A 23718-nucleotide genomic window follows, 5' to 3' on the forward strand; every position below is an offset into this window, starting at 1 on the left:
ACGAATAAGCTATGGGCTTCGCCACTTTGGTAGATTCAGAGTACGTATTCTACTTTTGAGCAAAAAGAATGGCACCAACCATACATATGATTGGTGCCAAACAAGACTCGTAGGGTGAACACCCCAACATTTGACAGAGAGCCATTTTAGGTGCCAATTTTATTTCTGTAATTTGGGGATATAATCTGGAGTATATTGAAGTATACTGAATCTAAATGGCTATTATATACGATTTTTGATGTATAATTCTTATTTCTATATATTTTGAAGAAATTCATCAAAAAATTAGAAAAAGTACTTGCATTATATTAGTGGCTCATGTTAATATATACGAGTAGTCAACGAGAGTTGATACGCGGCCCCGTGGTGTAGCGGTTAACATGTCGCCCTGTCACGGCGAAGATCGTCAGTTCAAATCTGATCGGGGTCGCCATTTTTTTTTACAAAAAACATGCCTCGGTAGCTCAGTCGGTAGAGCAACGGACTGAAAATCCGTGTGTCGACAGTTCGATTCTGTCCTGAGGCACCATTTTTGTATTCCACGCGGTTGTGGTGGAATGGCAGACACGCCATCTTGAGGGGGTGGTGAGCGTACGCTCGTGAGGGTTCAAGTCCCTCCAACCGCACCAAATATAAGGACCTACAGTTCACTGTAGGTCCTTCTTTTATATCTGTATGAGCAGAGTTTAGGTAAACTCTAGTGAGCCCTGATAAAAATTATATTATTTATTTCTGTCAGCGCGGTTAATTGTAGGTTTAATATTGTAATTAGTTGATTTAATCTCTCTATAAATGGCAATTATTAAACTAAAAATAAATTATTGACATAAATTATTTTAAAATATAAAATAATTGTAGACATACTGGCGTGTCAAAAAGGGATTAGAGAGTTCAGCCAGATACAATATGATATAGTTCGAGAGATCTATATACAAATTAAGACATGTTACGAGAGAGACGAGAGAAGAGTAACATGTCTTTTTTGTATGCCTAAATGTAGGTAATAGTTCATTTTTTACTCATAAAAATAAATTCATCTAGTATTTAATCAATTGATAAATGTACTTAAAAAATAAATAAAATATTGATATTAGAAATATAAACAAATATATTGATTATGATACTCCTTACAAGCCGAAAACAGTGCTTTAAAAGCTAAGGATGCTACACAAGACACTCAATTACAAGAACTTCGTGCAGAAATTGCTGCATTAAAAGCAAGCATGACAAAATAATATAATTATAGTTATAGACAGGCACCTCCTTGTGTATTACAATGTAATACACAAGGAGGTGCTTTGTATGTCAAATATTTCTGTGAGACTTAATGAACAAGAAGAAACACTGTTTAAAACGTATGCGGAATTTATGGATGAAACCTTGTCAACACTATTTAAAAAAGCGTTACTAGAAAAAATCGAAAATGACTTTGATCTTAGGGTGGGTCAAGAAGCTTTGAAAGAATATAAACAGGATCCTGTTACATATTCTGTAGCAGAAATGCGTGCAAAGTATGGTTTATAAGCTAGAGTTTAGTAAACGGTTTGACCGACAATTTTCAAAGTTGGATAAGTCAACACAACGTTATATTTTTAATTGGTTGATAAAACATTTGGATAATGTAGAAAATCCACGATATTCTGGTAAATCGTTAACTGGTAATAAACAAGGATTGTGGCGGTATAGAATTGGCAACTATAGAGTTATTGTTGACATTAGTGATACGAATTGTGTGATTATAGCGGTAGAAGTAGGTCATCGAAAATTTATTTATAAGTAGAGGTCATATTAATGAAATACTTACGTCGTGAATTAAACCAAGTAGAAAAGGAATATTTAAAACAATTTGGCGAAGATTCCTTAAATCGTGTTATCCTTCATGATCCTAATACAAAGGACAAGCAAGAGGTTCAAGATACGATTGATATTTTAAAAGAAGCGATAGCAAAAAACAAACCTCTAGAACAAGTACCAGAGGATATGTGGAAGCTTATTGAATTCTAATGTAAAAGACACATTGCAAATTATAGCAATGTGTCTTTTATGTTATAGATTATACAGTTCTGGTTTACGGTCCCTGAATATATTGATTTTGTTGCGAATGTCTTCGACAACATCGAAATCAATATCTACAGAAGCAATACCTTCCTCGGTATTCATTTCTAATAGATTTGTACCCCATGGATCATATACGGCGGAGTGTCCCGTACTTTGGACGCGACCAACCGTGCCACAGCCGTTTACAGCACACACGAATAATTGATTCTCTATGGAGCGTACTTCATTAAGTACTTGCCAGTGTCGTAGGCGCATAGTAGGCCATTGAGCTGGCACAAATAGCAATTCTGTATTCGGTAATGCGGCCATGCGCACTAATTCTGGAAAGCGGATATCGTAGCAAATAACGGTGCTACACGGAATGCCATCTAACTCAAAATGTGTGGTGTGCGTACCGCCTGCGAAGTATTGATCTTCTTTCGCTGGACTAAAGCCGTGCATTTTTGAATATTCTCCAACGAGAGTACCTTCTCGATTATAGGCATAGGATGTATTGAACACAACATCATTTTTGGCAACTGCTACGGAACCGCCTACGATGTTTACGTTATGCTCTTTCGCAAATGCACTTAATAATGATTTAGTTCGCTCTCCATTTCTATCAGCGATGTTAATCAATTCTTTAGATGGATAAAATCCAGTATTCCAGGTTTCTGGTAATATGATAATATCTGGGCTTTCAGAAAGCGATTGAGAGAGTAATTCTTGAACACGATTGTAATTATATTCTACGTCATTTACATGGACGTCCATTTGAATAATGGTTAGGCGTTTTTTCATAGTGAATCCTTTGTTACATAGTATAGTGTATGTGATATGTATTATAATTTAAATATTAAAACATTATTGAGTAGATTACAATATGGTCCTGAGTATGGTAAATCGTAGTGCGTTGATTTTTACTATTCTCTTTATAAATGATATAATATAAGGTATTAAATTGTGTCTATATAAAGGGGGACCTATGAAACGATTTTCATTGGTAGTGCTTTTCACAATTGTAATGGCTACGATGGTAGCAGGATGTGGAATGCTTTCACAGCAAACAACAGAAAATGAAACTAAAACGCCACCTGCACAACAGGTTACGATGGTACATCCGTCGGGAGTGCCGGTGCTCATGTATCACAAGATTGGTGATGATAAAGATAATGATGCGGTTATCCGGGAGGATTTATTCCGTCAGCAAATGAAGTTCCTCAAGGATAATGGGTACCATCCATTGACGATGAATCAATTATATGATTATGTAGTTAATGGTGCTGCGGTACCTGAAAAGCCTGTAGTACTAACCTTTGATGATGGTTATGCAGATACATACTCTATCGTGTATCCATTGATGAAAGAATATGGTTTTGCTGCCACTGTATTTGTTAATCCGGGCGATGTAGGCACACGGCTTACATGGGAACAGCTAAAAGAAATGAAAGATAATGGTATAACTATTTCTAATCATGGATTCCAACACGTGGAAATGGGCCAACTTTCAAAAGCAGCACAAATGGAAAATATTCAAAAAGCACAACAAGCGTTAGCTGATAAGTTAGGAATTACAGATAACCCTTGGTTCTGTTATCCCTATGGGGATAAAAATAAGGATACCGATGCTGCCACAAAAGACAGTGGTATAAAGATGGCAATGGCTATGAAGTCCGGTTGGGCTCATACAGGGGATAATCCATACAATATTTTACGTGTTTGGGTTGGTAATGCCGTAGATATCAAGCATTTTGAAGAACGAATTAGCACTGAACATTACAGTGATTTATAAGGAGATATACATTGTTTAAAAAGAATTGGGTAAAGTTCATCATTATGGTGTTCTTATTTACCGCAGTCACATCACCATTCGTGGTATTGTTTGGACCATTTAATAATGTAAAACGTGCCGTTATTGGTGCTATCTTACAATCTCGTCATCCTCAATACATTACATGGTTATTTAGCAACGATGAATTGCAATCTATTTTGGGGACAGTAGGCGTTGTAAAGAGTCAAGATTTGTTTAAATTTAATGCTCGCGAAGATAAAGACTTAAAATTGGAAAAAATTGAGTCTTCTCGTTATGTAGGGTACGTGCTTGAAATTCCAGATCCTCGTCGTATCCAAGTTGCGACAGCTGCAAACATTCAAGAAAAAGGGGATACCACAAGTAATATTGCTAAAATGAATGGTGCCGTAGCGGCTATCAATGGCGGTGGCTTCCACGATCCTAATGGTACTGGTACAGGCCGCTTGCCATATGGCTTTATCCTTCACGAAGGGGATTATATTATCGGTAAGGATGTGGGGCCTGATGAATCCGTTGATTTTGTAGGTTTCTCTAAATCTGGCAACCTCATTGCGGGTAACTATGATAAAACTGAATTAGCTGATATGAAAGCTATGGAAGGTATTACCTTTGGGCCACCTCTTATCGTAGATGGTAAGAAGATGATTACCGATGGCGATGGCGGTTGGGGCGTAGGTCCTCGTACGGCCATAGGTCAACGTAAGGATGGTACTGTGTTGTTCGTTGTAATCGACGGTCGTCAACCAGGTTATTCCTTGGGTGCTACCTTGCGTGATGTGCAAGATGTACTTTATGAAAAGGGCGCATACATTGCGGCTAACCTCGATGGTGGCTCTAGCTCTACATTGTATTTAAATGGCAAAGTTGTAAATAAACCAGCCGATTTGTTAGGGGAACGGATGATTCCTACGGCGTTTATCGTGAAATAGGAGGAACAATGAAACCTTTTACGCGTGTACTGAGCGCCTTTGCGGTAGGTATTCTACTGCAAGGAGGGGTGTATCTGTACCTTGATCAATATATGTTTGCACCGACTACGGAATTTAACGTCTCTGGTGCGTCTAAGGATGACACGAAAAACTTCCCTGACGTAAAAGAGGGACGTAAATATGTGTCCTATGACCATCAATTTATGGCTGTTGTTACAGATGAATCTCTTCGGATTTATAAGGCTGGTGAAAGCAAGCCCACAACGGTTAATTTGAAAGGTCGCTCCATCAGCTATTTTGACTGGATGCCAGATCGTAACTACGCAATTATGGGCCTGTATACGGACAACAAGGTTGTTATGGCCCGACTCAATGCAGATGATCCGGAACACGAAGTAGATACAGAACTTGAAGATGTACCAAAGGGAAGTCGTATTGTTGATGCGGCGTATTCCGAAGCGACAAATGTGGTGTACATGAAGGTAAAAGTTCGTGAGGGTGCATACCGTATTTACAGAACTGATGCGAACTATGATACGCGTCGCGTTTATATGCAAGCTACGGATATTGGTCGCATTGCTGTATTCTATGATGAAGATAATTTCTTCTATGATAATGCTAAAACTGGCGACATCTTCATGTTTAATGGTATCGAAGGTGGCTGGCGTGTTATCAACCCACCTGGACGCTTCCGTTTGCTTGGTGTAGATACTAGCAAGACCATCTATATTGCTCGTGTCGATGAAGATAATAATGTATTAACTGTATACTCTGGTAAATTAGGCGTAGGATTTAAACCTATTTATAAATATAATAATCCGACTACCTTGTCTGAAGTAACTATGAATGCGGTGAAAGAAATTATTGCCAATGGTAGTGATGATACGACTAAAGTAACAGAAGATAACGATAAATCATCTAAAGACTCTAGCTCTAAGAAGAATTAATATAAAGCCTTTATAATCGCAGGTTATAAAGGCTTTATTTATAAAATCATTTAGTTTTATACGACATAATTCAAGTTGAACTCATATATATTTCGTTATAATCGGTATATGAGTATACGAGATGGTGATTTAACGGGCAATGATAATACATGAGAAAGGCGGTTGTCTATGAATATATTATTTGTACGGCTCAGTTATATTGGTGATATACTGCATGCCACAGCCGCCGCAAGGTGGATAAAGCAACAGTATCCGGATGCAAAATTACATTGGATTGTTACACCTAGCATGGCTGAACTATTAGAACATAACCCCTATGTAGATCATATAATTCCTTGGGAACGGGATGAATATGAGGCTCATTCAAAAAAATTACACCTTCGTACCATGTGGAATATGTGGTGGGATTTACGAAAACGTTTAAAGCCTTATCACTTCGATATAGCTGTTGATGTACAAGGCCGGCTTATTACGGGGCTTGTACTATTGGCATCTGGTGCACCTATACGGTTAGGATTAGGGGGTACTAAAGAACTGAATTGGTTATTTACTAATTACAAATCGAAGAATCGGTCAAAGCATGTTATAGAGCAATATCTTGATGTAGCTAAATTACTGCCAGGTGCATTAAACACAGAAACTATCCCTGTTGAGACTAAGAATATGAATTTAATGGATCTCATTATAACAGCTGATGAGCAACAACGGGCTAAATTCGAAGTGGAAACGGCGTTTGCAGAAAAAGATAGACCATTGATAGGTTTAGTTTTAGGTTCATCATGGCAGACTAAGTCCTGGCCTCATGAAAAGTGGCAACAACTAATTGATTCCTTGTCCTATAGAAGCAATTTTATATGCTTTGGGGGGCCAAAAGAATCACAAGAGTTTGAAGATTTGATGCAACATGTAGAGAAAGAGGATTTGCCGGTTTACAATAAATTAGGTAAGACTACCTTGCGTGAAATGGCGGCTCTTCTTGGCGAATGTGATGTGGTAGTGGCCTGTGATACGGGGGCACTACATATGGCAGTGGCTCTAAAACGTCCTGTAATTGCTTTATTTGGCCCTACAGATCCTGCTGAGTGGGGACCTATAACCGGAACATATAAAGTGTTACAAAATCATGATATGGATTGCTTAGGATGCCGTAAGCGAAAATGTCCGAAGGGAAAAGCGTACTGTATGTCTGGTATTGATCCAGTTATGGTGAAGGAACATATTATTGAATTATTAGGTGTAAAGAATTAGACTTAAATAAGAGTAATAATATATAAAGTTAGTTAGAATGCGCATTATGTTGGTCGTCTAACTAGTAGAATAGGAGTATATAATGGCAAAGTTTAAAATTCAAAAAGGCTTATCAGACGCAGAAATGATGAAGCAATGGGGTGGAAATGATAACTTTGAAGAAACTATGATGCAGGCGGAACGCAATGCAGCGAAACCTGTGATTCATCAAAGTCCTAAGCAAACACAAGATGCATTTTATCGTGAATTTTTAACTGAGAAGGTGGAAACACTTATTGGTAAGATGCTGTTAGACATTAAAATGGAGTATTTTAAAGAGGGTGAAGGGGCATTCTCTATCCAAGTAAAACGAGATGGCAAGAATATTGTTCTTGAAACAGCACCTAAAAAGGTGAAATAAAAAGTATATTTGAAATAGAAAATGTATATTCATGAATATTAGATTACCTTTGTTGCTCATCATAAAAAGTGATAACTAGGTTTATAAATCAAGATAATTCGTTGTACTATATCAACAAATACTGATATGCTTTCGTACATAAATAAAAATTATAACGGTATGATAAGTAGTTTGTTCTTATATTCTCATTAACATACTCATTTGGTAATGATTAAAAATGCAAGATAGAATCTAGCATAACGAGCGTTTTTGGTGATTTTTTTTACACTTTTATATCAAAGATGCATGCTTTCTGATGATAAATAAGCATAATATACTTGTTGACAAAGAATTTTAGAAGTAGTCTAATATAAGTATGTTCCAATAATTCCTAGCATATTTTATCTACATAAGTAGAAACTATAGGAATTGTTGATAAATAGGTATGAGATAGTCTTTGAGTGTATGTATAAAATTACATCGCCTAACTATTTCGAATTGGAGGATTAACATGGCTAAAAAATTAAGAATCTGTGAAACCGTTCTTCGTGACGGTCATCAATCTATTTTGGCAACTCGCATGCGTTACGAACAAATGGAACCAGTGCTTGGCCTTTTAGATGAAATCGGTTATGAAGCTCTTGAATGTTGGGGCGGCGCTACTTATGATAGCTGTCTTCGTTTCTTGAACGAAGATCCATGGGAACGTCTTCGCAAATTAAAAGCTAATGTAAAAAATACACCACTACAAATGTTACTTCGTGGCCAAAACTTGTTGGGCTACAAACATTACTCTGATGACGTAGTAGAAGCATTCTGTAAAGCTGCTGTAAAAAATGGTATCGACCGTATCCGTATTTTTGACGCATTGAACGACCCTCGTAACATGGAAGCTGCTATTAAATATTCCAAAAAAGCAGGCGCACACGTTCAATCCGCTATGGTATACACTATTTCTCCAGTTCATACAACTGAAAGCTTCTTGAAAGTTGCTGAAACTTTGGTTGAAATGGGTACTGATTCCCTTTGCATTAAAGATATGTCCGGTTTGTTAGGACCTGCTGATGCATTCGATTTAGTTTCTACTTTCAAAAAACGTTTTGGCGATTTGCCAATCGACTTGCACAGCCATTTCACTTGCGGTCTTGCAAGCACTACATACTGGGAAGCTGCTAAAGCTGGCGTAGATATTATCGATACTGCTATCTCCCCATTCGCTCATGCAACTAGCCAACCAGCTACTGAAACTATGATTGAAATGTTCAAAGGTACTGAATGGGATCTTGGTCTTGACCTTGATAAATACATTCCATTAGTTGATCATTTCCGTAAAGTAAAACAACAAATCGCTGAAGAATTCAACTTGAAACCAGCTAGTGATGTAATCCCAGCTGTTCGTCGTTACCAAATTCCTGGCGGTATGTTGTCCAATACTCAAAACCAATTGAACGAAATGGGTATGGGCGATCGCTTCTTCGACGTAATGGATGAAATGCCACGCGTTCGTGAAGACTTGGGTTACCCTCCATTGGTAACTCCAACATCCCAAATCGTTGGTACAATGGCTATGATGAACGTTATGATGGGCGACCGTTATAAAATGGTTCCTAACGAAGTTAAAGACCTTGTACGCGGTAAATATGGTGCATTGCCTGGTAAAATTTCTGATGAAATTCGTCACACTATCATCGGCGATGAAGAACCTATCACTTGCCGTCCAGCAGATCTTATCGAACCTGAATTGGCAGGTTACACTGAAGATTTGAACTCCAAAGGTTACACTGGCATCACTGAAGAAGACGTATTAACATACGCTATGTTCCCAGAAGTTGCTATTAACTTCTTCGAAGCTAACCGTCGTTAATCTTAATATTAACAGCTCTACCTTTTAGGTAGGGCTGTTTTTATGTTTATACGAATTTTATATTTACTCTTGCTAATCATGCGTAAAATAGCGTACACTATAAGGAGTATCTACTAATTATGATATTGAGGTAATCCTGTGAATTTACAAATTAGAATTTGGATATCCAATGTTGTTCTATTTGTAGTTCCTATATTAATTGCAATTATTCTATTTTTGTTATATTTTTCAGGACTACGCATTTTAGCGAATGCCGGATACTATTTGCGTATCGAGCAAGAACAACAGTTTAAAAGTGTTAGCCGTGTGGCTGAGACTATTACCTTTTATGGTATAGACAATGGTTTAATGGATTCTCTTGTTAAACCAAGCTATAGTTTGTTAGACCCTAATGAGGTGTATGTAGAAATTCTCGATCAGGGAAAGGTTCTATATTCTTACGGTACACAACAGATTTATAATGAATCTGCTATCGTTGGCTTGATTGATGTAAACCCTGAGTTACAAGGGATTGTCTATCAGTCAAATCATACCTTTGTGTACGAAATGCGTAAGAATGAAGGACGTCATGCGTATCTATATCACATAGCTATTAAACGAGCTGTGCATGGTAGTGATAGCTTGATGGAGACCGTTTCGTTCTACATTAGCATTGTTGCGTTACTTTTGTTTATAGTTACATTTTTTGCAATCAACCGATTTGTGACGAAGTTCATTATGATTCACGTTCGAAACATGACGGAATCATTACGAGCTGCCAATTACCAAATCGAAATGGAGCAGGAGCAACAAAAAGAATTGCTTGCAGGTATCTCTCATGATATCCGAACTCCATTAACTGCAATTAAGGCCTATGCAGAGGGCGTTCGGGATGGTATCGCACCAACCGAAGAGCAACAAAAGCGCTACATGGGAATTATTTTGAAGCGTGCCAATGATTTAGATTCTATGTTGGAGGAATTGTTCCTTATTACAACATTGAATTATAAAAAGGAATCTAGACCATCGGAGAAAATAGAATTAGGGAAATATGTACAAGGTTTTGTAGAAGATCATATAGAACATTATAAGTCTAGAGGTCTTGAACTGAGCCAACGTATTACGGTTAAGGATGCTACTATTATGGCGAATCCGCAGCTATTACAGCGGGTTTTGCAAAATATTTTAAATAATAGTGCAAAATATAAGATGGCAGATATAGGACATAGTGTTATTGATGTCACCGAAGATGAAAGTCATGTGTACTGTGTGGTAAGTGATGATGGCCCTGGGGTTCCGCCAGAGTCGCTTGACCGACTTATGCGTCCGTTTTATCGAGTTGATTCGTCCCGCACTAATCCACAGGAGGGGAGTGGACTTGGTCTTTCGATTATTAGACGTATTATGGAAATTTTCGAAGGTCGTGTAGTGATAGAAAATATTAGACCACATGGACTTAGGATTATTTTAGAGTTCCCAAAAAAAGGAGAAAATCATGAGTGAACATATTCTAATAATTGAAGACGATATTGATATTGCTAATATTGAGCGTGATTATTTGATGGTTGCTGGTTATGACGTAACTGTTATGAATAATGGTACTGATGGTATTGAAGCTGCTTTGAATACGCCAGTCGATTTAATTATTTTGGACGTTATGTTGCCAGAAATGGATGGCTTTGAAGTATGTCGCGCCATTCGTGATAAAGTGCGCGTACCTATTGTGATGGTAACTGCACGCCTCGATGATATTGATAAAATCCGTGGCCTTGGTGTAGGTGCCGATGATTACATCGAAAAACCATTCTCTCCATCTGTATTGATTGCAAAAATTAAAGCTATGTTAGCACAATATAAACGACTTACTGAAAAAGATGTTGTTGATACAAATGCTATTCAATCCGGTGATATTCGCCTTGATCCTAAGATGATGAAGGTTTGGGTAAATGACAAAGAAGTTCATCTTAAGAAAAAAGAGTTCCAACTATTAGAATTTCTTATGCGTAACCGCGATATCGTATTCTCCAAAGAAGAATTATATTCCCGTGTATGGGGATTAGATTCTTATGGTGATTATGCAACAGTAGCTGTTCATATCAATCGTTTACGTGAAGAAATCGAAGAAAATCCATCTGATAGCAAACATATCATCACAGTTTGGGGTGTAGGTTACAAGTTTGTATAAAAAGCATAGCTAAATTCACTTTTAGTTCATGGATTGGTGAGCTGTTGATGTTATATATGTTTTTAGGGCTTATCTTATAGAGAAATAATCGAAGTTTTATATATTTTTTATATACTACGCTTTATTTTTTAGAGATTTTGTGTATACTATAACTGTAAGGATTATTATGAAGATATACGGAAAAGATACACTTAACTTCTCTCTCTTAATAAGTTCTCTCTCAACTTTTCCGTCTTCATATATAACTCTCTCTCACAGTCCTTACACTCTCAAACTATATGCAAAAGAGGTATTCATTAGTTAATGCTAATGAATACCTCTTTTGTTTTTCTGCCTTTTTACACATTATTTAGAAATGCTAGAAATTGTTGTATTGCAAATCTAAGTAATAAGACCTATAATGAGTGTATATTAATTGTATGCAATTAAAATAGGAGACAGTATATGAATATAAAACAATATAAGAAACAAATCATAGCATGTGCTATTGCACTATGCGTAGGTGTAGGTGGGGGTTATTATTTCTTCGGTGCACCAACAGGTACGCAACAGAGTGCTGTAACAAATCAAACTAAGCAAACAAAACCATTGACTGAATCTCGTAATACCTATGTTGTACAAGCGGCTAAAAAATCGGGCCCCGCCATAGTGGGTATTACAACACAAGTATTCCAAAAGGATATTTTTAATCGTACCATTTACGCAGGTGAAGGCGTTGGTTCAGGTGTTTTAATTGATAATGAAGGTCATATTGTGACGAATAATCATGTTGTAGCAGGTGCTAGAAATAATGAAGTCACCGTGTCATTATCAGATGGTAGTACTGTTAAGGGAACAGTTATGGGGACAGATGAACAATCAGATTTGGCAGTTGTAAAGATTGATCCTCCTAAAAATATTCAACCGATTACTATTGGAGATTCTGATTCCTTACAGGTCGGAGAACCAGCAATTGCCATTGGTAACCCATTAGGTCTTGAATTCAAAGGTTCTGTTACATCTGGTGTAATTAGTGCTTTAGCTCGTACCATTGATGGTCAAGGACAACGTTTTCCGTTGATTCAAACTGATGCGGCTATCAACCCAGGGAACTCTGGTGGTGCATTATTGAATGCTGATGGTGAGTTAATTGGCATTAATAGCTCTAAAATTTCTAAAGAAGGGGTAGAAGGAATGGGCTTTGCCATTCCTATTAATTCTGCAAAACCTATTATTGATTCTATCATTAAAAACGGTAAGGTCATTCGCCCATATTTAGGCGTATGGGCTGTAGACCGTCAAACGGCAGCTCGTAATAATGTAAGCTATGAAGGAGACGGACTTCTTATTGTTCAGTTAGACCAAAATGGGCCTATGGCGAAAGCTGGGATTGTGGAAGGCGATACGATTGCTCAAATTGATGGTAAGGATGTAACTACATTAATGGAATTAAAGGAGCAAATTGATGCCAAGAGTCCTGGGGATACAATTTTAGTATCCTATACTCATAATGGAAAAATGAAGAGCACACAGGTTAAATTAGGACAAACATCTTAATAATAATCTTAGAAATAGTAGAAAAGCCTCATGTTTGATATGTACCCCCTTTACTGGACAATCAGTAAAGGGGGTATTTTCATGAGATATAGTTATGATTTTCTTCAATTGGGGTCGTTATCATATAAATTTCAAAAAATTTTTTATTTAATAAACATAGTATTTATCTGCTTTTTGGTGATTTTTTTGATAAAAAATAAAAAAATAATAATTTTTTTGGCAAGGTACCTTGCAAACCGAGGTACCTTATGTTATTATGTATTTGTCAGTACAAGATAGTGACAGTAAGAGAGCTTTCATATTGGTAGATGAGCACAGCTTAAATGGAGGAACTATGCAAGTTCAATTAAAGAAAGGTGTTATGGATATGCTAGTACTAGCATTACTAACACAAAATGATCGCTATGGATATGAAATAGTCAGTAAAATCTCCGAATATATAGAACTTTCGGAAGGTACTATTTATCCACTTTTTAACAGATTAAAAAAAGAAAAATATGTAGAAACATATTTGCTGGAATCACAAACGGGACCATCGCGAAAATATTACAAAATAACCTCAAATGGTACAGCCGCTTATAATCAGATGCGACAAGAATGGGATGGATTTTCTGGCGTTGTTGATATGCTCTTGAAAGGGGTAGACTAAAATGAATAAACAAGAATTTTTGAACACATTACGTATTATTTTTAAAAAAGCAAATGTTTTAGATGTAGAAAGTATCATTGATGTATACGAAGAACATTTTGCTGTAGGGTATGAGAAAGGTCTTGATGATGAACAAATCATTAAATCATTAGGTACTCCAAAAGAAATTTATACATCCTATGTAGAGGCAGGTATCATCACTGATGAAATCGGACAAGAAGGCACTAAAAGAACAGTTAACATGCAAGCAATATATAAACGACTTGAAGAGTATAAAGCCCATTTGTTACCACAGTTACCAGGGGTGGCTAAAAAAGCATCTCATGCATTATTAACAGTAGCTAGTGCTCTTACCTATATTGTTGGAGTATTACTATTTATCGTGACACCAGCGATTTTATTTTTGTTAAGTGGTTCATGGCAACCATTAGCAAATGTTACACCACTTCCTGCTGTGTCGATTGTTACTATGGCGGGAATTGCGGGATTAGGTTTATTTGGTGGCTTGACATGCATCTATGCTGGCAGTGAACTTAATAATGTATGTAAGCGTTAATTGGCTACATTTAAATATTGAATAGAATGAATTAAGGAGATACTATGAAACGGATTATAATTACAGCAATTTTAGCAGCTATTTGCACAGTAGGTGGTGCAACTTCTTTTGTTATGAATGATTTACCAAGCTATACTGCATGGAAACACGATAATGCACAGCAATTTAAGAATACGTCAAAACATGATGGCATAGATCAACAAAAAGATAAACATTTTAATAATAATAAAGATCATAAGAATGTAAAAGATCATAAGGATAATAAAGATAATAAAGATCATAAGGATCATAAAGACTATAAGAATCAAAAGGATCATAAAGAACATAGAGACTATGACCACGAAATAGATAATATGCCTACGTCTAATACACCAACCCAACCACAAGGTCAAATGCCTGCAACGGGTTCTGTACCAGTATCAGAACAACCAGCTCAACCAGGTACACAACCTGCTAATGGAGCAACTCAAGCGCCTAATATACAATCAAGTGTTGACCAAAGTGGGCAATAATTACACATATAAAAAGAGTAAATTAAGTAAATTTTTTTTGCAAGGTACCTTGCAATTCAAGGTACCTTATGTTATTATGTATATGTCAGTACATGATAGTGACCGTAAAAGATTTTGATTGACTAGAATTAGGGGTTCACAAGAACAAGCCTGATGGCGTCAAAAGGGAGGAACTATGCAAGTTCAGTTAAAAAAAGGTGTTATGGATATGCTTGTACTAGCATTATTAACACAAGACGATCGCTATGGATATGAAATTGTTAGTACTATTTCAGAGTATATTGAAATTTCAGAAGGAACTATATATCCATTATTTAACAGATTAAAAAAAGAAAAGTATGTTGAAACGTATTTGAAGGAGTCCTCTTCGGGACCATCTCGAAAATACTATCATATTACAGATGATGGGCGTGCAGCATACAATCAGATGCGTCGAGAATGGAATGAGTTTTCTGGCGTTGTAAATATCCTGTTGAAAGGAGTCGACTATAATGAATAAGAATAGCTTTTTAGAAGCACTACGTAATATCTTCAAAAAGGCACATGTTGCTGATGTTGAAAGTATTATAGAGGTTTATGAAGAACACTTTGCAGTAGGGTATGAAAGAGGTCTTTCAGATAGTGAAATTATTAAATCCTTGGGCACTCCAGAGGAAATCTATGCATCTTATGTAGATGCAGGTATCATTACAGAGACTTTGACTCAAGATGGTAGTAAAAGTAAATCTGTTAATATGCAAGCAATCTATGAAAGATTTGAAGATTACAAAGAGCGCTTGTTACCTCAGTTACCAGGAATGGCAAAAAAAGCATCCAAAACATTACTATCTATTGGCAGTGCTTTATCATATATCGTAGGGGTTCTGCTGTTTATAATTACGCCAGCAATCCTGTATCTATTAGGGAGCTCTTGGCAACCATTTGAGAATGTAACAGCATTCCCGGCATTATCTTTAATAACATTAGTGGCGCTTGGCGGTGTAGGGCTTTTTGGAGGTCTTGTATGTGTCTTTGTTGGCGTTGAACTTCGCGGCGTACGTGAGCGTTACTTTCAAAATATAGATTAAGGAGGACCTATGAGACGAATTATAATTGCAGCAATTCTAACAGTAATCTGTGCTGTTGGGGCAGGGACATCGTTTGCGGTAAATGATCTACCAAATTTCGGTGAATGGATGAAAACTAATGAACAACAGTTCAGAAAACCACATAGACATGATGGTCCTAATATGCATATGGATCAACATATGATGGATGGAAATAATCAAATGATGCCTCAAGATGGTATGGGACCAAACAATGGTGAGCATATGAATCAAAATGGTCAAAATCAAATGATGCCTCAAGGCGGTATGGGGCCAAACAATGGTGGACATATGCACTCAAATGGTCAAATGCCTCCACAAGGCCAACCATCTCAAGGTTCGCAACCTAATGGTAATGCTTCAGAACAAGCACCTAATGGTGAGACACAAGCTCAATAAAATATATAAAACTATTAATATAGATTGAGCCGTATATTTTAAGATATTAATAGATATAGAGTTAGATCTATCTGAGGATATCGTTGTTTTAATCGTATTTGAATATTAGGTAAAGGTGAAAATATGAAAAACTTTTAATTGCTACAGTATTGACCGCAGCATGTGGAATTGGCGGAGTAACATTTGCTTCTGCTAATGACGTACAAAATAATAGTGAACCTATCAAAATGAACTTATTGGTAGAACGAAATCATGATGCAAATAATTTCCAAGATAAAAAAGGTGATATGCCATCAGAATGTCAAAATAATCAAATGCATGGTCAACATCGAATGGGGCATATGCCAATGAATCATCAAGATGCTAATATGCATCGAAAAGATAATGATCAATCTATGAGATCTAATAATCACAAAATGAGACCAGAAGGTGAAAATCATCAAATGAGACCAGAAGGTCAAAATCACCAAATGAGACCAGAAGGTCATAATCATCAAATGCCACCACAAGGCCAGCCACCTCAAGTTAATCAGCCTAATGGTAATGCTGCTCCACAACCACCAATGGAGCAAGGTGCACCACAAACTACACAAGACCAATAATAGTCTTATTGGATTATCTCTCTGAACACTAAAGAGAAACGTGGTCATGAAAGTGCATTCATGGCCACTATAGAGCCACACACTCTATACTGATACATTTGTATCAAAATCTCTCTCTTACACACAATAACTACACACACGCAAAAGGAGTTCCTTCTCAGAGGAACTCCTTTTGTGTATGAAAAATTTGTATAGCCAAAGCCCTACACATAATGTGTAGGGCTTTGTAGACTATTTAATATGTTTAGAACCACGTTCTGTCATAGCTACGCCTTCTTTACAGAGAGGGCATTCTTCTGGTTTGTATGTTGGTACTTCAAGGTTAAGTAATGCTTGTACTTTTTCTTTTGGTACACCGAATTCAGCTTTGCCACCGGAACGATTAACGAGAAGACCTACGCCTACGATTTCACCGCCGGATTGGTTAACTACGTTAACAACTTCTTGTACGGAACCGCCTGTAGTTACGATATCTTCTACGATAAGTACACGTGTACCTGGTTCGATTTTGAATCCACGACGCAATGTCATAACGCCTTTTTCACGTTCTGTAAAGATAGCGCGTGTGCCTAATTCTTTACCGACTTCGTGAGCTAATAAGATGCCGCCAGTCATAGGTCCAATAACGAGCTCTACGTTTTGATCGCGGAAGCGTTCAGCCAATTCTTTACACAATGTTTCAGTGTACTTTGGATGTTGTAATACGTTGAATTTTTCAACGTACATAGGGCTATGTAGACCAGAAGTCAATAAGAAATGACCTTCTAAAATTGCTTGAGTATCGATAAGTAATTGTTTTACTTCTTGTTCTGACATCATTTGGATACACTCTCCATTTCTTCAATAATTAAACGTACCGCCTCTTGTGGATGTTCAGCTTGTGTAATAGGTCGGCCAATAACAAGGCGAGATGCACCATCCTGTAATGCACTCGATGGTGTAGCAATGCGCTTTTGGTCGTTTGTAGCTGCAAAGGATGGGCGAATACCTGGTGTAACGATAAGGAAATCTGGTCCGCAGGCATCGCGAATCATCTTAGCCTCTAAAGCGGAACATACAACACCGTCCATACCGGATTCTTTTGCTAGTTTAGCAAGGCGAATGACTTGGTCCGCAATTGGTAATTGACCACCAATAGATGTCCAAGATTCGTCATCAAAGCTTGTTAATACGGTAATCGCTAATAGTTTTGGACGTTCGATGCCTAGTTTTTCAGCGCTTTCACGAGCAGCCTCAGCGGCAGCTTTCATCATTATAGGGCCACCTTGACCGTGAATGGTAATTAAATTGGCGCCTAAACGAGTAAGGGAAGATACGCCATGGGCCACCGTATTAGGAATATCATGTAATTTCAAATCGAGAAATACATGTTTGCCGTGCTCTTGCAAATAGCGAACCGTTTGGTCCCCTTCGGCGTAGAATAATTCCATGCCCACCTTGTAGAAACTAACGGAGTCCCCTAGTGAGGACACGATAGATTTCATCGCATCCATTGTGGATACGTCGAGGGCGACGATTAATCTGTCATCTGCCATGTTATAACCTCCATAGTACTTATATATCTAAATAATTTTCACATAGAATGGGGCATCCTGTCAATGAATTTCCATTGTGAAAGTCAGCTTAAGAACTGCTTTTGTACATCGATTTTCTTCGCGTTCATGATATAATAATAGAGAAGTGAAGATGATTCCTAATACGAGTTGATATATGTATATCAGATGTATGTATATAATATTGTTGTAGCTAAGAAAGGATTGCCATGTTAGATTTTGTAGCATTGGATTTTGAAACAGCTAATAAATATAAAAATAGCGCCTGTTCCTTAGCGGTTATTACCGTTGAAAATGGGCAAATTACTAAAAAAGCATATAGTCTTATCAAACCGCCATTTATGTCCTTTGATCCTGAATGTATTGAAATTCATGGTATTGAGCCTAAAGAAGTGTTGCATGAAAAGACATTTGATCAACTATGGCCTGCTATCTATGAAAATCATTTGAAGGGAAAAATCATGATTGCCCATAATGCAAAATTCGATATGAATGTATTGCGTGCCACTCTTGATTACTATAAAATTCCTTGGCCAGAACTTGACTATGCGTGTACTGTAAAAATTTCTCGTGCCGTATGGCCCGATTTAGTAAATCACAAATTGAACACAATGGCGGCGTACTTAGGCGTAGAATTTCAGCATCATTATGCATTGGATGATGCTGAAACATGTGCCAAGGTTGCTATCGAGGCAGCTCGCTTGAAAGGGGCGAACTCACTACCCGAACTACTTTCAAAAATAGGCGAACCTCTCGAACCATTCATCGATGAAAAAAATAAAGCTGCACAAGCAGAATTACATAAGGAACCAGAACCAGAGCAGATGTCCTTTTTCTAAAGACGTGCTCGGTTACGATGGTAACTAATCCTAATAGAATAATAGATTGTTTTGGAGGTAGTCATGTTAGGTAAAGACCTATTAACCTATGTGGATCATACATTGTTAAGACCCATTGCTACATGGGACGATATTAAGGTGATTTGTGAAGATGCATTGGCCTATCATACGGCATCAGTTTGCATTCCACCTGATTTTGTGGCATCCGCTCATAATGCATATCCCAATTTGAATATTTGTACCGTTATTGGGTTTCCTCTAGGCTATCAAACGACAGAATCCAAGGTGGCGGAAGCGAAACAAGCTATTGCAGAAGGTGCATCAGAAGTGGATATGGTCATCAATCTAGGTGATGCGAAACAAGGGGACTTTCATGCTATAACAGAGGAAATCAAGGCTCTTAAATCCGTATGCGGTGATAACATTTTAAAGGTTATCATCGAGGCCTGTTTCTTAACGAATGAAGAAAAGATAGAACTATGCCATTGTGTAACGGAAGGCGGCGCAGATTTTATCAAGACCTCAACTGGATTTGGTAGTGGTGGCGCTACATTAGAAGATGTGCAACTATTTAAGAAGCACATTGGTCCTAATGTACAGATTAAGGCAGCTGGAGGCATTCGTTCCATTTCTGATATGAAGGCTTATATTGCAGAAGGATGTAGCCGTATCGGGGCGAGTGCGGCCGTAGAGCTCCTAAAAGATTATTTGGACGAAGAAGTATAAAGAAAAACCACCTAGGCAGTGCTTAGGTGGTTTCTTAGAATGGCGGTGTAACTATGCGCATGTATGATATTATTTTGAAAAAAAGAGCCAATTTAGCACTAACAAATGAGGAAATTCGCTTTGTCATAGAGGGCTATGTACATGGTACTATTCCTGATTATCAAGTAAGTGCTCTATTGATGACCATCGTATTTAATGGCATGAATGCTCGTGAACTCGGTACGTTGACACTCTCGATGGCTCAGTCAGGACAAATGGTGGATTTATCGTCAATTGATGGTATCACCGTAGATAAACATAGCACAGGTGGTGTAGGGGATAAGACGACACTTATCATTGCTCCTTTAGTGGCCGCCTGTGGTGGTAAGGTCGCAAAAATGTCTGGTAGAGGCCTGGGTCATACAGGGGGGACTATCGATAAAATGGAATCGATTCCTCATTTGAAAGTATCCTTAAGCCAAGAAGATTTTATCGCCCAAGTGAATAGAATAGGCCTTGCCGTTATAGGTCAATCAGAAGGTTTGGCACCAGCCGATAAAAAACTTTACGCTTTGCGCGATGTAACGGGAACAGTGGACAGTATTCCTCTTATTGCTTCCTCCGTGATGAGCAAGAAATTGGCATCTGGTGCGCAAGCCATTCTACTAGATGTAAAGGTCGGCAGTGGGGCCTTTATGAAAACCATTGAAGAGGCCCGTGCCTTGGCTAAGGCTATGGTAGATATTGGACGTGAAAACGGTCGTTCCGTTAAGGCTGTTTTGACGGATATGGATCGGCCACTTGGTCATGCCATAGGCAATGCCTTAGAAATTCGTGAGGTCATTCATACATTAAAAGGTTATGGACCTGAGGACTTGACCCATGAATGTATTATCATGGCTGCTCACATGCTCGTTTTAAGCCACATTTGCGACTATGAAACCGCCCTAACTCGTGTGCGTGAGGCTCTCGATTCTGGCGCTGCACTCGAACGTCTACGCCTCATGATTGACGCTCAAGGTGGTAATAGCTCTGTAATTGATGATGAAAGTCTACTAGCTATCGGCCAATGTACATATGATGTAATAGCGCCTAAGGCTGGTTACATTACCCATATGAATACCGAACAATGTGGTATAGCATCTGTTATGCTCGGTGCTGGGCGCACCATAAAAGATGGCCCTATCGATTATAGTGCAGGTATTATCATGCATAAAAAAACTGGTGATGCTATTACTGAAGGTGAAAGTATTGCGACCTTGTATGCCTCTGATGAAAGCTTACTTGCTAATGCAGCTAAGACCTATATAGAGGCGATTACGATTGGCGAAGAAATGCCAAATGTAGTGGATACCATTCTTGATATTGTGGAATAAGGAGTCGTATATGACAGAATTAGAAATTCAAAAACTTATGGATTGCGCCATAAAAGCTCGTGAAAACGCTTATTCTCCATATTCACATTTCGCTGTTGGCGCTGCCTTGTTATGCGAAGATGGTACCCTTTACGAAGGATGTAATATAGAAAATGCTTCCTATGGTCTCACAAACTGTGCTGAACGAACGGCCATTTTCAAAGCCGTATCCGAAGGTCATATAAAATTTAAGGCCCTTGCCGTAGTTGCTGATACGGAAGGACCTTGTGCGCCATGTGGCGCATGTCGTCAGGTAATGGCTGAATTTAAAATACCTCTAATCATTATGGGAAACTCGATGGGGAATATAAAAATAGTAACTATGGAGAAACTATTACCATTTAGTTTTTCTGAATGCGATGTAATTGGTAAATAGATCCTTCTACAGTGAAATATACGTAGTACAAGAAAAAGGCTGGAGCGCGTGGCTCCAGCCTTTTAGCATAAGATAATGTCCATTAGAATGCAGGAACAATTGCACCTTGGTATTTATCTTGAATGAATTTTTTGATTTCAGGGCTATGAAGAGCTTCCATCAATTTCTTGATACGAGGGTCGTTTTCATTGCCTTTAAGAACAGTTACGACATTTACGTAAGGGGAATCATTAGATTCGATGAACAATGCATCTTTACCAGGGTTAAGACCTGCACTTAATGCATAGTTTGTGTTGATAGCTGCTAGTGCAACATCGTCGATGGAACGAGGCACTTGAGCTGCTTCTAATTCTACGAATTGGTAACCATTAGGATTAGAAGCGATATCTTGTACAGTGGATAAGATATTGTTAGAGTCTTTCAATGTGATAAGACCAGCTTTTTGTAATAACATTAATGCACGACCACCATTTGTAGGGTCATTAGGAATAGCGATTTTTGCACCTTTAGGAAGGTCTTTTAAATCTTTGATTTGACGGGAATATAAGCCCATTGGTTCAAGATGAACGCCACCAACAGATACTAGAGGTAGGTTATGAGCTTTTGCAAATTCGTCCATGTATGGCACATGTTGGAAGAAGTTAGCGTCGATTTCTTTATCACCCAATGCTAGATTTGGTGTATTGTAATCAGTGAATTCTGTGATTTGCAAATCGATATTATCTTTTGCTAAAATCGGTTTTACTTGCTCTAAGATTTCCGCATGTGGTACTGCAGTAGCACCAATTTTTAATACTTGTTTGTCACCGCTGCTAGCCGCTTTATTATTATCGCTGCCGCAACCTGCGATTAATAGCGCACCGCCGAGAACGACTGTAGCCGCTAATGCTAAAAATTTGTTCATACAAACACTCTCCTTTTCGAGAAAATTAAATGTAATTTAATAAACTTATAGTACTAAATTATTTCCTATTCCGCAACTATGTATTATTAGAAGTTATCCATAACTAAAAGTTATATAGAAAAAGGAGCTGCTACTCAAAACCGACTTTGGCCCTGCGAAGGCCGTAGGCCGGAGTCAGACCCGGCCGGTGGAGGTTTTGAGTGGTAGCTCCTTTGCTTATTGTCTTTTAGTTTGGTTAACGGCTAATAATGAGCCCTATACTTAATAGTAATTGGTATAACATGGCAGCACCAGCAGTGGTACCCATGGCTTTATCTAATTTGATTTCGTCCACATGGGTATAGAATGTTTTGATGGTTTTAAATGCTGGGATGATGGCGAGTAATGCGAGTAATGCTGGGATTGGGAGGACTTTCAAATAGATCCAGGCACCAATCCAGAAGAAGTTAAAGATATAGGTAATGCTCATTAGACTGATGGCACGGTCGCGGCCTAATACAATTGGTAATGTGCGACGACCGTGTTTTTTATCGTTTCGAATATCTCGAATATTGTTGGTGAGCATGATGGATCCAACTAATAGAGTAGCTGGTAGTGCAGGGATTAGGAATGCTAGTGAAAGTTCACGCGTCCACGCAAAGCTTGTAATGAGGACAATAGCAAAACCCATGGCGATACCGGATGAGATTTCCCCAAATGGTGTGCGAGAAATTGGCTTTGGGCCACCTGAATACAAAAAACTAATTAAAATACAGATGATGCCGGCCGGAATGTACCACCATGTAATGGTGGCTGATAGGTATAGGCCGATGATGATAGGTACAATCATAAGAACCTTAATCATAGTGGAGATGAGCTTCGGCGTCACTGCACCACGGGTAAGGGAACCAGCATTACCTATTTTTTGCCCCGCATCAAGACCAGATTTAAAATCTTTCAATTCATTCCATAAATTGGCGATGATTTGAGCCGATACGACGGCTAAAAATATAAGAATTGTATGGAATATGGCGAGTCCTGTGCCATGAAGTGCACCGAAGGTATAATAACTAAATGCAGCACCTAAGATGGTTGGCCCTAATGCAGCAGCCAATGTGCGAGGTCTAGTGAGAGGAATTAATTCTTGTATCATACTAGTGTGGCGAAATGCCAACTCCTTTCTGTTAGAAATACGTTTTCTTATCTCTAAGTATTGTATAGTACATT

At 38.1% G+C, this 23718-nt stretch carries 28 protein-coding genes and 3 tRNA genes; 26 read left to right on the forward strand and 5 right to left on the reverse strand.

The genetic code is table 11. From position 1 onward, the window contains the following. Window positions 1–357: 357 nt before the first annotated feature. The 6 genes from VIHSUH07_RS00380 (at window position 358) to VIHSUH07_RS00405 (ending at window position 2004) form a co-directional block, all read left to right on the forward strand. Window positions 358–433: transfer RNA gene (locus VIHSUH07_RS00380), tRNA-Asp, on the forward strand. Between the two features lie 20 nt (window positions 434–453). Further along, a tRNA-Phe gene (locus VIHSUH07_RS00385) sits at window positions 454–529 on the forward strand. A 14-nt stretch (window positions 530–543) separates the two neighbouring features. Beyond that, window positions 544–629 (forward strand) — tRNA-Leu (locus VIHSUH07_RS00390). Between the two features lie 673 nt (window positions 630–1302). Further along, entirely contained in the window at window positions 1303–1524 is a 222-nt protein-coding gene (gene relB / locus VIHSUH07_RS00395) for a type II toxin-antitoxin system RelB family antitoxin (protein ID WP_016475958.1), read from the forward strand. Continuing rightward, window positions 1514–1780 (forward strand): type II toxin-antitoxin system RelE family toxin, encoded by a 267-nt coding sequence (locus VIHSUH07_RS00400; protein WP_038124768.1) that lies wholly within the window; start codon window positions 1514–1516, stop codon window positions 1778–1780. Before relB ends, VIHSUH07_RS00400 begins: the two co-directional genes overlap by 11 nt. Before the next feature lie 11 nt (window positions 1781–1791). Continuing rightward, window positions 1792–2004 (forward strand): hypothetical protein, encoded by a 213-nt coding sequence (locus tag VIHSUH07_RS00405; RefSeq protein WP_005380157.1) that lies wholly within the window; start codon window positions 1792–1794, stop codon window positions 2002–2004. Window positions 2005–2046: 42 nt separating this feature from the next. On the opposite strand, the gene VIHSUH07_RS00410 is transcribed toward VIHSUH07_RS00405, so the two are convergent. Then, on the reverse strand, window positions 2047–2838 hold the full coding sequence (locus VIHSUH07_RS00410) for a carbon-nitrogen family hydrolase (protein WP_105083495.1): 792 nt from the start codon (window positions 2836–2838) through the stop codon (window positions 2047–2049). Window positions 2839–3022: 184 nt separating this feature from the next. Between VIHSUH07_RS00410 and VIHSUH07_RS00415 the strand changes: the two genes are divergently transcribed. The 16 genes from VIHSUH07_RS00415 (at window position 3023) to VIHSUH07_RS09700 (ending at window position 16720) form a co-directional block, all read left to right on the forward strand. Continuing rightward, entirely contained in the window at window positions 3023–3829 is an 807-nt protein-coding gene (locus VIHSUH07_RS00415; protein WP_105083496.1) for a polysaccharide deacetylase family protein, read from the forward strand. Window positions 3830–3840: 11 nt separating this feature from the next. Beyond that, window positions 3841–4779, forward strand: coding sequence for a phosphodiester glycosidase family protein (locus tag VIHSUH07_RS00420; protein ID WP_005377648.1), 939 nt, complete (start codon window positions 3841–3843; stop codon window positions 4777–4779). 8 nt (window positions 4780–4787) lie between these two features. After that, window positions 4788–5726: a hypothetical protein gene (locus VIHSUH07_RS00425; protein ID WP_105083497.1), complete on the forward strand. Its 939-nt coding sequence runs from the start codon at window positions 4788–4790 to the stop codon at window positions 5724–5726. A gap of 168 nt (window positions 5727–5894) precedes the next feature. Then, window positions 5895–6974 (forward strand): lipopolysaccharide heptosyltransferase II, encoded by a 1080-nt coding sequence (gene waaF, locus VIHSUH07_RS00430; RefSeq protein WP_105083498.1) that lies wholly within the window; start codon window positions 5895–5897, stop codon window positions 6972–6974. A gap of 82 nt (window positions 6975–7056) precedes the next feature. Next, on the forward strand, window positions 7057–7374 hold the full coding sequence (locus tag VIHSUH07_RS00435) for a hypothetical protein (RefSeq protein WP_005382186.1): 318 nt from the start codon (window positions 7057–7059) through the stop codon (window positions 7372–7374). A 490-nt stretch (window positions 7375–7864) separates the two neighbouring features. Further along, the gene (locus VIHSUH07_RS00440) at window positions 7865–9217 is read left to right on the forward strand and encodes a pyruvate carboxylase subunit B (protein WP_105083499.1); all 1353 of its coding nucleotides are present in this window, start codon (window positions 7865–7867) and stop codon (window positions 9215–9217) included. A 138-nt stretch (window positions 9218–9355) separates the two neighbouring features. Then, the gene (locus VIHSUH07_RS00445; RefSeq protein WP_105083500.1) at window positions 9356–10699 is read left to right on the forward strand and encodes a sensor histidine kinase; all 1344 of its coding nucleotides are present in this window, start codon (window positions 9356–9358) and stop codon (window positions 10697–10699) included. Continuing rightward, entirely contained in the window at window positions 10692–11381 is a 690-nt protein-coding gene (locus VIHSUH07_RS00450) for a response regulator transcription factor (protein ID WP_005377711.1), read from the forward strand. The genes VIHSUH07_RS00445 and VIHSUH07_RS00450 overlap by 8 nt, the downstream gene beginning before the upstream one ends. A gap of 444 nt (window positions 11382–11825) precedes the next feature. Then, a complete protein-coding gene (locus VIHSUH07_RS00455; RefSeq protein ID WP_105083501.1) occupies window positions 11826–12917 on the forward strand; it encodes a S1C family serine protease in 1092 nt (363 codons plus the stop codon). A gap of 334 nt (window positions 12918–13251) precedes the next feature. Further along, a complete protein-coding gene (locus VIHSUH07_RS00465) occupies window positions 13252–13566 on the forward strand; it encodes a PadR family transcriptional regulator (protein ID WP_105083502.1) in 315 nt (104 codons plus the stop codon). Between the two features lies 1 nt (window position 13567). After that, window positions 13568–14122: a DUF1700 domain-containing protein gene (locus VIHSUH07_RS00470; RefSeq protein ID WP_105083503.1), complete on the forward strand. Its 555-nt coding sequence runs from the start codon at window positions 13568–13570 to the stop codon at window positions 14120–14122. Between the two features lie 44 nt (window positions 14123–14166). Continuing rightward, a complete protein-coding gene (locus VIHSUH07_RS00475) occupies window positions 14167–14634 on the forward strand; it encodes a hypothetical protein (RefSeq protein ID WP_105083504.1) in 468 nt (155 codons plus the stop codon). Window positions 14635–14809: 175 nt separating this feature from the next. Next, window positions 14810–15133: a PadR family transcriptional regulator gene (locus tag VIHSUH07_RS00480; protein ID WP_105083505.1), complete on the forward strand. Its 324-nt coding sequence runs from the start codon at window positions 14810–14812 to the stop codon at window positions 15131–15133. Next, a complete protein-coding gene (locus VIHSUH07_RS00485; protein ID WP_105083506.1) occupies window positions 15126–15701 on the forward strand; it encodes a DUF1700 domain-containing protein in 576 nt (191 codons plus the stop codon). Before VIHSUH07_RS00480 ends, VIHSUH07_RS00485 begins: the two co-directional genes overlap by 8 nt. Window positions 15702–15710: 9 nt before the next feature. Next, window positions 15711–16118: a transcriptional regulator gene (locus tag VIHSUH07_RS00490; RefSeq protein ID WP_105083507.1), complete on the forward strand. Its 408-nt coding sequence runs from the start codon at window positions 15711–15713 to the stop codon at window positions 16116–16118. Between the two features lie 149 nt (window positions 16119–16267). Further along, window positions 16268–16720, forward strand: coding sequence for a hypothetical protein (locus VIHSUH07_RS09700; RefSeq protein WP_233187785.1), 453 nt, complete (start codon window positions 16268–16270; stop codon window positions 16718–16720). A gap of 231 nt (window positions 16721–16951) precedes the next feature. On the opposite strand, the gene pyrE is transcribed toward VIHSUH07_RS09700, so the two are convergent. Both pyrE and pyrF read right to left on the reverse strand, forming a co-directional pair. After that, complete coding sequence (gene pyrE, locus VIHSUH07_RS00500) at window positions 16952–17539, reverse strand: orotate phosphoribosyltransferase (RefSeq protein WP_005375671.1); 588 nt, start codon at window positions 17537–17539, stop codon at window positions 16952–16954. Next, entirely contained in the window at window positions 17536–18255 is a 720-nt protein-coding gene (pyrF, locus tag VIHSUH07_RS00505) for an orotidine-5'-phosphate decarboxylase (RefSeq protein WP_105083508.1), read from the reverse strand. Before pyrF ends, pyrE begins: the two co-directional genes overlap by 4 nt. Before the next feature lie 227 nt (window positions 18256–18482). Here pyrF and VIHSUH07_RS00510 point away from each other — a divergent pair, with 227 nt between their 5' ends. From VIHSUH07_RS00510 to VIHSUH07_RS00525, 4 genes are all read left to right on the forward strand, one after another. Beyond that, window positions 18483–19112, forward strand: a complete 630-nt coding sequence (locus tag VIHSUH07_RS00510) for a 3'-5' exonuclease (RefSeq protein WP_105083509.1) — start codon at window positions 18483–18485, stop codon at window positions 19110–19112. Between the two features lie 63 nt (window positions 19113–19175). Continuing rightward, entirely contained in the window at window positions 19176–19838 is a 663-nt protein-coding gene (gene deoC / locus VIHSUH07_RS00515) for a deoxyribose-phosphate aldolase (RefSeq protein ID WP_105083510.1), read from the forward strand. 53 nt (window positions 19839–19891) lie between these two features. Further along, on the forward strand, window positions 19892–21193 hold the full coding sequence (locus VIHSUH07_RS00520) for a pyrimidine-nucleoside phosphorylase (protein WP_105083511.1): 1302 nt from the start codon (window positions 19892–19894) through the stop codon (window positions 21191–21193). A gap of 10 nt (window positions 21194–21203) precedes the next feature. Then, window positions 21204–21608, forward strand: a complete 405-nt coding sequence (locus VIHSUH07_RS00525; protein WP_105083512.1) for a cytidine deaminase — start codon at window positions 21204–21206, stop codon at window positions 21606–21608. A gap of 82 nt (window positions 21609–21690) precedes the next feature. Here the strand turns inward: VIHSUH07_RS00525 and VIHSUH07_RS00530 are convergent, their stop codons facing one another. Further along, window positions 21691–22512 carry a MetQ/NlpA family ABC transporter substrate-binding protein gene (locus tag VIHSUH07_RS00530; RefSeq protein ID WP_005375649.1) on the reverse strand — a complete coding sequence of 274 codons (822 nt, stop codon included), beginning with the start codon at window positions 22510–22512 and terminating at the stop codon, window positions 21691–21693. A 235-nt stretch (window positions 22513–22747) separates the two neighbouring features. After that, the gene (locus tag VIHSUH07_RS00535) at window positions 22748–23644 is read right to left on the reverse strand and encodes a prenyltransferase (RefSeq protein WP_105083513.1); all 897 of its coding nucleotides are present in this window, start codon (window positions 23642–23644) and stop codon (window positions 22748–22750) included. Between the last annotated feature and the right edge of the window lie 74 nt (window positions 23645–23718).

The organism is Veillonella sp. T34266-5, from assembly GCF_002959815.1.
Lineage (GTDB): Bacteria > Bacillota > Negativicutes > Veillonellales > Veillonellaceae > Veillonella > Veillonella atypica.

What these genes read in the sequence shown, in the direction of transcription:
- VIHSUH07_RS00480 (WP_105083505.1), top strand. Translation starts at nt 14,810, where the DNA reads ATGCAAGTTCAGTTAAAAAAAGGTGTTATGGATATGCTTGTACTAGCA.
- VIHSUH07_RS00405 (WP_005380157.1), top strand. Translation starts at nt 1,792, where the DNA reads ATGAAATACTTACGTCGTGAATTAAACCAAGTAGAAAAGGAATATTTA.
- VIHSUH07_RS00525 (WP_105083512.1), top strand. Translation starts at nt 21,204, where the DNA reads ATGACAGAATTAGAAATTCAAAAACTTATGGATTGCGCCATAAAAGCT.
- VIHSUH07_RS00400 (WP_038124768.1), top strand. Translation starts at nt 1,514, where the DNA reads ATGGTTTATAAGCTAGAGTTTAGTAAACGGTTTGACCGACAATTTTCA.
- pyrE (WP_005375671.1), bottom strand. Translation starts at nt 17,539, where the DNA reads ATGATGTCAGAACAAGAAGTAAAACAATTACTTATCGATACTCAAGCA.
- VIHSUH07_RS00450 (WP_005377711.1), top strand. Translation starts at nt 10,692, where the DNA reads ATGAGTGAACATATTCTAATAATTGAAGACGATATTGATATTGCTAAT.
- deoC (WP_105083510.1), top strand. Translation starts at nt 19,176, where the DNA reads ATGTTAGGTAAAGACCTATTAACCTATGTGGATCATACATTGTTAAGA.
- VIHSUH07_RS00520 (WP_105083511.1), top strand. Translation starts at nt 19,892, where the DNA reads ATGCGCATGTATGATATTATTTTGAAAAAAAGAGCCAATTTAGCACTA.
- VIHSUH07_RS00440 (WP_105083499.1), top strand. Translation starts at nt 7,865, where the DNA reads ATGGCTAAAAAATTAAGAATCTGTGAAACCGTTCTTCGTGACGGTCAT.
- VIHSUH07_RS00470 (WP_105083503.1), top strand. Translation starts at nt 13,568, where the DNA reads ATGAATAAACAAGAATTTTTGAACACATTACGTATTATTTTTAAAAAA.
- waaF (WP_105083498.1), top strand. Translation starts at nt 5,895, where the DNA reads ATGAATATATTATTTGTACGGCTCAGTTATATTGGTGATATACTGCAT.
- VIHSUH07_RS00465 (WP_105083502.1), top strand. Translation starts at nt 13,252, where the DNA reads ATGCAAGTTCAATTAAAGAAAGGTGTTATGGATATGCTAGTACTAGCA.
- VIHSUH07_RS00510 (WP_105083509.1), top strand. Translation starts at nt 18,483, where the DNA reads ATGTTAGATTTTGTAGCATTGGATTTTGAAACAGCTAATAAATATAAA.
- VIHSUH07_RS00475 (WP_105083504.1), top strand. Translation starts at nt 14,167, where the DNA reads ATGAAACGGATTATAATTACAGCAATTTTAGCAGCTATTTGCACAGTA.
- VIHSUH07_RS00535 (WP_105083513.1), bottom strand. Translation starts at nt 23,644, where the DNA reads ATGATACAAGAATTAATTCCTCTCACTAGACCTCGCACATTGGCTGCT.
- VIHSUH07_RS00425 (WP_105083497.1), top strand. Translation starts at nt 4,788, where the DNA reads ATGAAACCTTTTACGCGTGTACTGAGCGCCTTTGCGGTAGGTATTCTA.
- VIHSUH07_RS00435 (WP_005382186.1), top strand. Translation starts at nt 7,057, where the DNA reads ATGGCAAAGTTTAAAATTCAAAAAGGCTTATCAGACGCAGAAATGATG.
- VIHSUH07_RS00410 (WP_105083495.1), bottom strand. Translation starts at nt 2,838, where the DNA reads ATGAAAAAACGCCTAACCATTATTCAAATGGACGTCCATGTAAATGAC.
- VIHSUH07_RS00490 (WP_105083507.1), top strand. Translation starts at nt 15,711, where the DNA reads ATGAGACGAATTATAATTGCAGCAATTCTAACAGTAATCTGTGCTGTT.
- relB (WP_016475958.1), top strand. Translation starts at nt 1,303, where the DNA reads ATGTCAAATATTTCTGTGAGACTTAATGAACAAGAAGAAACACTGTTT.
- pyrF (WP_105083508.1), bottom strand. Translation starts at nt 18,255, where the DNA reads ATGGCAGATGACAGATTAATCGTCGCCCTCGACGTATCCACAATGGAT.
- VIHSUH07_RS00530 (WP_005375649.1), bottom strand. Translation starts at nt 22,512, where the DNA reads ATGAACAAATTTTTAGCATTAGCGGCTACAGTCGTTCTCGGCGGTGCG.
- VIHSUH07_RS00485 (WP_105083506.1), top strand. Translation starts at nt 15,126, where the DNA reads ATGAATAAGAATAGCTTTTTAGAAGCACTACGTAATATCTTCAAAAAG.
- VIHSUH07_RS00455 (WP_105083501.1), top strand. Translation starts at nt 11,826, where the DNA reads ATGAATATAAAACAATATAAGAAACAAATCATAGCATGTGCTATTGCA.
- VIHSUH07_RS00415 (WP_105083496.1), top strand. Translation starts at nt 3,023, where the DNA reads ATGAAACGATTTTCATTGGTAGTGCTTTTCACAATTGTAATGGCTACG.